The 11,130-nt window shown below is 51.6% G+C and carries 6 protein-coding genes; 5 read left to right on the top strand and 1 reads right to left on the bottom strand.

Annotated elements, in window-relative coordinates; translation table 11 throughout:
* Positions 1–141 precede the first annotated feature (141 nt).
* On the bottom strand, positions 142–1,362 hold the full coding sequence (locus M3090_RS05100; protein WP_249054330.1) for an ATP-binding protein: 1,221 nt from the start codon (positions 1,360–1,362) through the stop codon (positions 142–144).
* 488 nt (positions 1,363–1,850) lie between these two features.
* Between M3090_RS05100 and M3090_RS05095 the strand changes: the two genes are divergently transcribed.
* From M3090_RS05095 to M3090_RS05075, 5 genes are all read left to right on the top strand, one after another.
* Positions 1,851–4,835, top strand: coding sequence for a SusC/RagA family TonB-linked outer membrane protein (locus tag M3090_RS05095; RefSeq protein WP_249054327.1), 2,985 nt, complete (start codon positions 1,851–1,853; stop codon positions 4,833–4,835).
* A gap of 43 nt (positions 4,836–4,878) precedes the next feature.
* Positions 4,879–6,540 carry a RagB/SusD family nutrient uptake outer membrane protein gene (locus tag M3090_RS05090; RefSeq protein WP_249054325.1) on the top strand — a complete coding sequence of 554 codons (1,662 nt, stop codon included), beginning with the start codon at positions 4,879–4,881 and terminating at the stop codon, positions 6,538–6,540.
* A 28-nt stretch (positions 6,541–6,568) separates the two neighbouring features.
* Entirely contained in the window at positions 6,569–7,381 is an 813-nt protein-coding gene (locus M3090_RS05085; RefSeq protein WP_249054319.1) for a hypothetical protein, read from the top strand.
* A 217-nt stretch (positions 7,382–7,598) separates the two neighbouring features.
* Complete coding sequence (gene hflX / locus M3090_RS05080; RefSeq protein WP_249054318.1) at positions 7,599–8,852, top strand: GTPase HflX; 1,254 nt, start codon at positions 7,599–7,601, stop codon at positions 8,850–8,852.
* A gap of 229 nt (positions 8,853–9,081) precedes the next feature.
* Entirely contained in the window at positions 9,082–11,070 is a 1,989-nt protein-coding gene (locus M3090_RS05075) for a DUF4954 family protein (protein WP_249054315.1), read from the top strand.
* Positions 11,071–11,130 lie beyond the last annotated feature (60 nt).

Below are 11,130 nucleotides of genomic sequence, written 5' to 3'. Positions count from 1 at the left end.
GTGGTGGCTAAGAGCTTGTTTAATTTTTCATCATCGCTGATATCCTGAGCGTTGTTCAGGATGACAGAGCAAAAGGGTACCCGGCATTTCATTTTGAGACAACCTCTTTTTACAGATTGGCGGATATGCTGATGCACGCGGTTATAGCTTTTCTTTGTTTTCTGCCAACAGGAAATCGCGCAAGTGTACTTGCTTGATACCTTGATAATTTCCTCCGGAAGACATTTCGTCCATGGTAACTACATATTTGGGGTAATTATCTGGAATCTCCAACAGGTTACCAAACTCTCGTTGCAGGGTATCTTCGTCTGTCAACAAATAAGTCACCTGTATATAAAGGCGTTGTGTCCCCTTGCGAGCAACAAAGTCAATTTCTTTGTTGGCATTTTTTCCGACGTATACTTGATAGCCTGCCCTAAGCAAATCTATGCAAACAGCATTTTCCATCCACTTGTTAATATCATTTCGGTAATTGAAATGATTCACAGCGTTGCGGATTCCTAAGTCTTCAAAGTAATATTTATCTCCAACTTCGAAAATTTTCATTCCTTGAGTGTCTATTCGCTGGATTTTGTACACAAAAAAGCTGTTACACAAAGCTTTCAAATAGTTCAAGATGGTTTGTACAGGCATATTGACATGCTGTGATTTCAAGTATTTGTAGATATTTTGTGCCGAAAACAAAGCTCCCGTGTTGTCAGCCAAATACGCCACCAAATTTTCCAAAAAAGAAACATTGCGTATGGATTCACGGCTTACGACATCTTTCAGCAAGATTGTAGAATAGATGCTGTTCAGATATTCGAAAATAATATTTTCATCCAATGGCAAATGATATAAATAAGGCATTCCCCCAAAAATGAGAAATTTCTTCAAGCTGTCTTGTGTATCAGGTAAATGGTGGAACGTAAGAAATTCCGCATAACTCAAAGAATGGATGTGGAACTCTATATATCGGCCTGCCAAATGAGTTGCTAATTCTCCGGAAAGCATTTTGGCATTGCTCCCCGTACAATAAATATCACAAGCCTCTTCATTTAGTAAACTGCGCAGTGCCAATTGGAAATTTTCAATTTCTTGTACTTCATCCACAAACAAATAGTTATTCTCTTTCTCTGCTATTTTTTGTTTGACATAATGATAAAGTTCAGTGTCATTTTTCAACCTTGAGAACTCTAATAGTTCTTTATCAATGTAAATGATATTGGCATTGGGGTTCAAACGACGAATAACATCGGTTAGTTGTAATAGGACATAACTTTTCCCAATTCTGCGTTGCCCGGTGATAACTTTAATCAGACTTTTGTCGATAAACGGCTCTATACGCAAGGTGTATAAAGGGCGTGGTATATATTCTTTCATTTCTATTATAATTTATATAAATGCAAATATAGTATTTTTTGTCCATTATAATGGATAAAGATGAAAAAAAAATATTAGGAGCTAAGGAAAAGACAAAACTACATAGATTGGTAAAGTGACTGATTAAGAAAATAGTTTACGGTTTAATTTCTTTTATAGCTTATTGGGCATGGTAGTTTCGTACAATAGAAAAGAGAATCTGAAGAAAAATACTCTGTTCACTTGAAAGCATTTATGTGGCAAAGGTATTCATCCAGTAGCTCCAATATGCACTGTTCTCTTTCACAAGATATTATCTATCAATTCGTTAAATGCCGTTTGCGAGAGAAATTGGGTAGAAATAAATTCATTCCGACATAGGTTAAACGTTTGCAAAGCAGAGATGGATAAATAAAACCAAGTACAAGACGCTTTTTCCATATGCTTAGTTATGAAGCTTTTATAAGACACCGAGTTCGGCGGAGACTCTGGTAGTTTCCTACGTGGGTATGCATCCGCAGGAAGTTGAAATCCAGCCGAATGTGACAGTCCGGATGAAGACCAACGCTGAACTGCTGGACGAGGTGATGGTGGTGGCTTACGGTACGGCCAAGAAGTCGGCGTTCACGGGTTCGGCCAGTGTCGTTTCGTCTGAAGACATCGGGAAAATACAAAGTTCTAACGCTGTCAATGCACTGAGCGGTAAGGTTTCCGGTGTACAATTAAATAATGCGTCAGGCCAACCGGGTGCAACGACACCAACCATCCGTATCCGTGGTATCAGTTCTATCATGGCTGGTAACGACCCGCTGGTCATCTTGGACGGTGTGCCTTACGACGGCGATTTGAACAACATCAGTTCGCAAGACATTGAGTCGATGACCGTGCTGAAAGATGCGGCTTCCAATGCCTTGTATGGTGCACGCGGTGCCAACGGTGTGATTATCATCACTACCAAGAAAGGTACTTCGGGCAAGGCTACCGTAACAGTAGATGCCAAGTGGGGAAGCAACTCGCGTGGTGTACAGGACTACGATGTCATCAAGAACCCGGCACAATATTATGAAATATATTATGGTGCCTTAAAGAGTTATTTCGTAAACTCGATGGGCATGACTGACGCCAATGCACATTACAATGCAGCAGTCCAGATGATTGATCCCAGCTCTTCGAACAGTTATTCATTGGGTTACAACGTATTCAAGGTACCCGACGGACAATTGCTCATCGGAAGCAACGGCAAGCTGAATCCTAACGCCACGCTGGGCAATGTGGTGAACTATAACGGGCAGGATTATCTGCTGACGCCGGACAATTGGATGGACGAAGTGTACAACCATGGTCTGCGACAAGAATATAACGTAAACGTATCGGCTGGTACGGACAAGTCATCGTTCTACGCTTCTGTCAGCTACTTGGACAATGAAGGTATCTCTGTAAACTCAAATTATGAACGTCTGACAGGTCGTTTGAAAGCCGACTACCAAGTGAAAGACTGGTTGAAGGTGGGCGCCAACATGGCCTATACACACTTCAATGCCAACTCGCTGAGTGAAGATGGTTCATCGGTTTCTTCGGGCAACGTATTTGCCATCGCTTCTTACATCGCCCCCATCTATCCGTTCTATGTGCGCGACGGACAGGGCAATGTCATGATTGACAGCAACGGCAACACCATGTATGATTATGGCTCTGGCTATACCGTAGGTGACGAGACTTATCAGGTACGCCCGTATATGACCAACGCTCATGCATACGCTGCCAACAAGATGGATGAGAACAACGCAGAAGGCAATGCCATCAATGCCAGCGGTTTTGCTGAAATCCGTTTCCTGAAAGACTTCAAGTTTACATGGACCAGCAGCGTGAACGTAGACGAAACCCGCCAGACTGGCTTCACCAACCCTTACTACGGACAATATGCCTCGTCCAACGGTATACTTTATAAGTATCATACTCGCAACTTGGCGTACAACCATCAGCAGATTTTGAATTGGAAACGCAGTTTCGGTCAGCACAACATAGATGTGATGCTGGGCCACGAGGCTTACCGGTACAAATACTACTATCTGTATGCCAGCCGCATGAACATGTTCGACCCGACCAACCATGAGTTGAACGGTGCTATCACAGACAATGGCACAGGCTCTTACATCACTGACTACAACACGGAAGGTTACTTCGGCCGTGCACAATATGACTTTAACGAAAAATACTTCCTCTCCGGTTCATACCGCCGCGATGCTTCTTCGCGCTTCCATCCGGACAACCGTTGGGGTAACTTCTGGTCGGCCGGTGCTGCCTGGATTATCTCCAAGGAAGACTTCTTCGATGTAGACTGGGTGAACCTGTTGAAACTGAAGGCTTCTTACGGTTCGCAAGGTAACGATAACATCGGTAACTACCGCTACGTCAACACTTACACCATCGTCAACTCGGGTGGCAATCCTGCCGCCGTGCCCGATGCCATGGGTAACAAAGACATCACTTGGGAGACGAACGGTAACTTCAACGCCGGAGTAGAGTTTGAGTTGTTCGACACACGCCTGAACGGTAGCATCGAGTTCTTCTACCGCAAGACCACCGACATGCTCTTCAGCTTCCCGCTGTCGCCCTCCTTCGGTTACACTTCGTACTATGCCAACGTGGGTGACATGCGCAACCGAGGCGTAGAAATCGAGTTGAACGCCACTCCCATCAAGACCAACGACCTGACATGGGACATCCGCTTGAACCTGACACACTACAAGAACAAAATCACGTACTTGCCCGAAGAGCGCAAGACGATGGAGCTGGACGGTCATGAAGGTTACAGCAGCGGCAACATGTTCTATGGTGAAGGCCTGTCGCTCTATACGTTCCGCTTGCAGAAGTATGCCGGTGTAAACGAAAACGGTGAGTCGATGTGGTATCGCAATGTGACGAATGAAGACGGAACGGTGACGCAGACAACCACTACCAACTATTCGCAGGCTTCGTATTACAACTGCGGCACTTCCCTGCCCGACGCTTACGGCGGTTTTGGCACGAGCGTTACGTACAAAGGTTTCGACGCTTCTATTGACTTCAATTACCAGATTGGCGGCCAGGTGTACGACAGCGACTATGCCAACCTGATGAGTTCGCCTACATCCGGCAGCAAGGGTAGCAACTTCCACGCTGATATCTTGAAATCTTGGACTCCCGAAAACACGGGCAGCAACATCCCGCGCCTGCAATTCGGCGACCAATATACGGCATCGTCCTCCGACCGTTTCCTGACCAGCGCCTCTTACCTGAGCTTGCAGAACGTGACCGTGGGCTATACCCTGCCCGCCAGTTGGAGCCGCCGCGCAGGCATCGACAAGGTACGCATCTACTTTACCGGCGAAAACCTGTGGCTGTGGTCCAAACGCCAGGGACTTGACCCCCGCCAGAGCATCATGGGCGAAGCATCATCTTCTTACTATGCCCCCATGCGCACCCTGTCGGGCGGTATCACGCTGACTTTCTAAACTTCTATACGTATATATATTATATTTGATAAAGAATACAGATATGAACAAGATAATGAAACTTATGGCGGCCGGGTGCCTCTCGTCTACGCTGCTGCTGACCGGCTGCATTGAAGAGACCTTCCCTACCAATGCCGCTACCGAAGACCAAGTGACGTCTTCCAACCAAGCAGCCGCAGCCATGCTGTGGGCCATGCATGCCCAATTGAACACGCCAGCCACAACAGTAGGCACTTACCACTTCGACTTCGGCTACGGCGCAATGATGCACATCCGCGACGTGCTGACCAACGACCTGCCCATACAGTACTCCGGTTACGACCACTTCTGGCCGTGGGAAGAAGCTGTATATCTGGGCAAGGATTATGCTTACGGTCAGATTATCTGGAACTATTACTGGAAGTGTGTGCTGTCGTGTAACAAGCTGCTGGGCGCCTTCGACCTGGAGACAGCCAGCGACCAGGTGAAAGGCTATATTGCCGCCGCCCATGCCTACCGTGCGATGTACTATCTCGACCTGGCCCGCATGTATGAATACCTGCCCACGTATGGAGCCACCGACCCCACGGAAGACGGAGGCAATGACGTGACAGGCTACACCGTGCCCATCGTGACGGAAGAGACAACCGAGGAGCAGTGCTACAACAACCCGCGCGTGCCTCGTGCACAGATGGCCGAGTTCATCCTCTCCGACCTGCAGGCTGCCGAAGAAAACATCGGTTACCTGACCGAATCGTCAGAGTGCATGCCTCACCTCGATGCTATCTACGGACTGTATGCTCGCTACTACATGTGGCTGGGGCAGAACGTGGACGACACGGAGAACCTCGAGGCTTACCGCAACGCCCAAGACTATGCCCGCCGGGCCATCGACGCTGCTTCCGTGCAGCCCATGACGCAGGAAGAGTGCCTCAGCACGTCAAAAGGCTTCAACGACATCAGTTGCTGGATGTGGGGCTCGCAAGTGGTGAAGGAGAATGACTTGGCGCAGACCGGTATCATCAACTGGGTATCGTGGATGTGCCCGGAGACGACCTTCGGCTATGCCGGACAGTCTGGCGGCCCTGTGGCGATGATTGACGCCAACCTGTACAGCCAGGCTGATGACAATGATTTCCGCAAACGCATGTGGAAGGCTCCCAGAGGCGGGGCTTTGGATGGAAAGACAGACTACTTGACTTCATCATACGGGATTTATTTCGGCAACACGCTGCCCAATTATGCCGGCGTCAAGTTCCGCCCGGGCGAAGGCAATCCTGATGACGTGAACCTGGCCACGGCCACGGCTTTCCCGATAATGCGCGTGGAAGAGATGTACTTCATCGAGGCTGAAGCCGCCGCGCACCAAGATCCCGCACAGGGCAAGCAACTGCTGGAATCGTTCATGAACACTTACCGCATTGCCGACGATGTAGATGACTACACGTACACCTGTGCCGCCACAGACAAGGAAGGCGTGGTGGAAGAGATTGTCCTCCAGAAACGCATCGAGCTGTGGGGCGAAGGCCTGACCTTCTTCGACGTGAAGCGCCTGGACATGGGCGTGGACCGCACATATCAAGGCTCGAACTTCTACGACAACACGCAGTTCAACACCAACGGACACCGTCCGGCATGGATGAACTACTGCATCGTGCAGACCGAAGAAAATAGCAACAGCGCCTTGAGAGGCTGGAACAACCCCGACCCGAGCAACCGCTATTAATCAAACTGTAATAAAATACAATAAGCATATGAACAATATCAAATATTACTACATAGCTTTAGCTGCGGTACTGACACTGGGATTCAGCGCATGTACCGACGAAGTGGAATACCAAGGGGCAAGCCCCGTGGCCGAAGACTGCATCCGCGCCAGCTTCACGTCCGACGGAGGCAATTACACCGTAGCTTCCAACATCCAGGCCATAACCGGCATCACCGTCACACGCGAGAATACTACCAACGAAGCAACGGTAGCTCTAAGAGCCCTGCCGCAAAGCGACAGCAATTTCCAGATTCCGGCCAGCGTGACATTTGCCGCCGGTTCGGCCACTGCTACGTTCGACATACCTTTCTCGGGTCTCGAACAGGAAGAACTCTATACTTTCAGCGTGGCGTTGGACAACAGCGCTGTCGACAGCTACTCGGAGTCCGTACTGGCCAGCACCACGGGATACGTATTGCAAGAGGCCACTTGGAACACATCGCTGGGACAGGGTATCTACGCCAGCGGTGCTTTCGGCCAAGCGCCGTGCGAAGTGATGCAAGCAGAGGAAAATGCCAGATGGGTGAAATGTATGACACCTTTTGACTCGGATTATTCTATCGTCATTAAAATCAACGAAGACAACTCCGTACGCATGCGCCAACAAGCACTTGTATGGGCTAACGTAGGATTGGCCGAGCCACAGTTGGTTAATATCAGCATCGACCACAACTATGACGGTCCCTATAACAACTATGACCCGGAAACAGGCATCATCACCATGGCCATGAGTTATACATGTGCCGCAGGTTCATTGGGTATGTTTGTAGACCAGGTTTTAGTCGCTAGCGGCTTATAATCGCTATCACTACGCATAAGGGGGGTGTGCATCACAAAAGTGCACACCCCTTTATTTTTATCCGCCTCAGAACAGATAACCTGTTAGCCTCGCAACAGACGACCTGTTTGCCCCGAAACAGGCAAAGAGAGATTCTTCGCCACGTTCGAGATAGAAATAAAAGAGTTTTTCCGTATATTTGCCGCATCGAATCAAGAAGAAAGGCAACAACATGGCAATGAAAGAATTCGTAATATCCGAAGCCAAGGTAGAGACCGCCGTGCTGGTGGGTCTGGTCACCCAGACGCAAAACGAACGCAAGACAGCGGAATACCTGGACGAACTGGCTTTCCTGGCCGAGACAGCCGGAGCGGAGGTAGTGAAACGCTTCACGCAAAAGCTGGACCAGCCCAATTCAGTGACCTACGTGGGCAAGGGAAAGCTGGACGAGATAAAGGCATACATCGACAGCGAGGAAGAACAGGAACGCGAAGTGGGCATGGTCATCTTCGACGACGAGCTGTCCGCCAAGCAGATACGCAATATCGAAGGTGCACTGAAGGTGAAGATACTGGACCGCACGTCGCTCATCCTCGACATCTTCGCCATGCGGGCACAGACGGCCAACGCCAAGACGCAGGTGGAACTGGCGCAATATAAATATATGTTGCCCCGCCTGCAACGCCTGTGGACGCACCTCGAACGACAGGGAGGCGGCTCGGGCGCCGGCGGTGGGAAAGGCTCGGTGGGTCTGCGCGGACCGGGTGAAACGCAGTTGGAGATGGACCGACGAATCATCCTGAACCGCATGGCCCTGCTGAAACAACGCCTGGCAGAGATAGACAAACAGAAAAGCACCCAACGCAAGAACCGCGGACGGCTGATTCGCGTGGCACTGGTGGGATATACCAACGTGGGCAAATCCACACTGATGAACCTGCTGGCCAAGAGCGAGGTCTTTGCCGAGAACAAGTTGTTCGCCACGCTGGACACGACGGTGCGCAAGGTCATCATCGACAACCTGCCTTTCCTGCTGAGCGACACCGTGGGCTTCATCCGCAAGCTGCCCACCGACCTGGTGGACTCGTTCAAGTCGACGCTGGACGAGGTACGCGAGGCGGACTTGCTCCTACACGTGGTGGACATCAGCCACCCGGACTTTGAGGAACAAATCGAAGTGGTGAACAAGACCCTGGCCGACATTGGCGCGGCGGGCAAACCGATGATGATTGTCTTCAACAAGATAGACGCCTACACCTACATCCAGAAGGCGGAAGACGACCTCACGCCCCGCACCAAGGAAAACTGGACGCTGGAAGAGCTGATGCAGACCTGGATGGCCAAGATGGAGCCGGGTGGCTGCCTCTTCATCTCCGCCAAGCAGCGCACTAATCTGGAAGAGCTGCGCCGCGTGGTCTACGACCGCGTCCGCGAACTGCATGTGCAGAAGTATCCGTACAATGACTTCCTGTACCCTATTCATGAAGAATGAAGAACGAAAAATGAAGAATCTCCCGACTGGATGTCATCTTGAGCGAAGTCGAAGGATCTCACTAAGTCCTTCTTGTCTTGAGATGTTTCGACTGCGCCCTGCTGGCTTCGCTCAACATGACAGAGCAAGAAGAAAGGGCAGGCGGGAAATTCTTCATTCTTAATTCTTAATTCTTAATTCTTCATTTAACAAGATTCTTCATTCATCATTCTTAATTCTTCATTAAACTATGAACTACAGACAACTGACAAACGACGAAATCGCCCGCCTGCAAGCCCAATCTTGCCTGGCCGACGATTGGGAGAGAGTGAGTGTGGCCGAAGGCTTCACCACCGACTATGTGCACCACACGCGCTTCTCGGGCGACGTCCGCCTGGGCGTGTTCGAGGGTGAGTTCACCTTGCCCGGAGGTATCAAGAAACATTCGGCGCTGCGCCACGTGACGCTGCACAACGTGACGGTGGGCAACAACTGCTGCATCGAGAACATACAGAACTATATTGCCAATTATGAAATAGGCGACGACACGTTCATCGAGAACGTGGACCGCATCCTCGTGGAAGGCACATCGACCTTCGGCAACGGCGTGGAGGTGGCCGTGCTGAACGAGACCGGCGGCCGCGAGGTGGCCATCAACGACAAGCTGTCTGCCCACATCGCTTACATCATGGCGCTGTATCGCCACCGCCCGGTGCTGACGGCACGGCTGAAGGAGATTACGGACTTCTATGCCCGCAAGCATGCTTCGGACCGCGGACGGATAGGTGACCACGTGACCATCCTCAACACGGGGAGCATTAAGAACGTGCGCATCGGCGACTGGTGCCGCATCTCGGGTGCGGGACGCTTGTACAACGGCAGCATCAACAGCAACGTTGCGGCCCCGGTGCACATCGGGCAGGGCGTGGTGTGCGAGGATTTCATCATCTCGAGCGGCTCGCACGTGGACGACGGGGCGATGCTGACGCGCTGCTTCGTGGGGCAGGCGTGCAAGCTGGGACATGGGTATTCGGCCTCGGACTCGCTGTTCTTCAGCAACTGCCAGGGCGAGAACGGCGAGGCGTGCGCCATCTTCGCGGGGCCGTTCACGGTGACGCACCACAAGTCGACGCTGCTCATTGCGGGGATGTTCTCGTTCATGAACGCAGGGTCGGGGTCGAACCAGAGCAACCATATGTACAAGCTGGGACCTATCCACCAGGGGACGCTGGAGCGAGGGGCGAAGACTTCGTCGGACTCGTACATCTTGTGGCCGGCACGGGTGGGTGCTTTTTCGCTGGTGATGGGGCGGCATGTGAACCATGCGGACACCTCGAATCTGCCGTTCTCCTACCTCATCGAACAGCAGAACACGACGTATCTGGCGCCGGGCGTGAACTTGCGCAGCGTGGGAACCATCCGCGACGCGCAGAAGTGGCCGAAGCGCGACGGACGTACCGACCCGCACCGGCTGGACTATATCAACTACAACCTCTTGAGCCCGTACACGGTGCAGAAGATGTTCAAGGGCAGGGAGATTTTGCTGGCGCTGCGCCATGCGTCGGGCGAGTTGTCGGACATTTACTCGTACCACAGCGCGAAAATCCGCAATTCGGCCCTGGTGAAAGGCATCGGCTTCTATGAAACGGCCATACACAAGTTCCTGGGCAACTCGGTCATCAAGCGGCTGGAGGGGACGGCCTTCCGCACGGACGAGGAGATTCGGGCACGGTTGCGGCCGGACACGCCGGTGGGCAGCGGCGAGTGGGTGGACATCTCGGGGCTGATTGCGCCGAAGAGTGAGATTGACCGCTTGCTGGACGCCATCGAGCGGGGCGAGGTGAACCGGCTGCAGGACATCAATGCCGAGTTCGAACGGATGCACCTGAATTATTACACCTACGAGTGGACGTGGGCATACGAGCGGCTGGAGGAGTTTTACGGCACGAAACCGGAGGAGATGACGGCCGAGGACATCATCCGCATCGTGGAGAAGTGGAAGGAGGCCGTGGTGGGGCTGGACCGGATGCTGTACGAGGATGCGCGCAAGGAGTTCTCGCTGGCGTCGATGACGGGCTTCGGGGCCGACGGCTCGCGTGCCGAGAAGGAGCTGGACTTCGAGCAGGTGCGCGGCGACTTCGAGAGCAACCCGTTTGTGACGGCTGTGCTGGAGCACATCCGCGTCAAGACGGCTTTGGGTGACGAGCTCATCGGCCGCATGAGGCAGGTAAAGCGCTGACAAGCAAGTGAATGGGCAGGATTTCCGGGGACGCTGGGCGTGCCTTCCGAAAATCCTGCC

Origin of the sequence: Bacteroides sp. ET71, from assembly GCF_023336905.1 — a bacterium.
Classification (GTDB): Bacteria; Bacteroidota; Bacteroidia; order Bacteroidales; family Bacteroidaceae; genus Bacteroides.
This window is presented reverse-complemented; position numbering and strand designations above follow the sequence as displayed.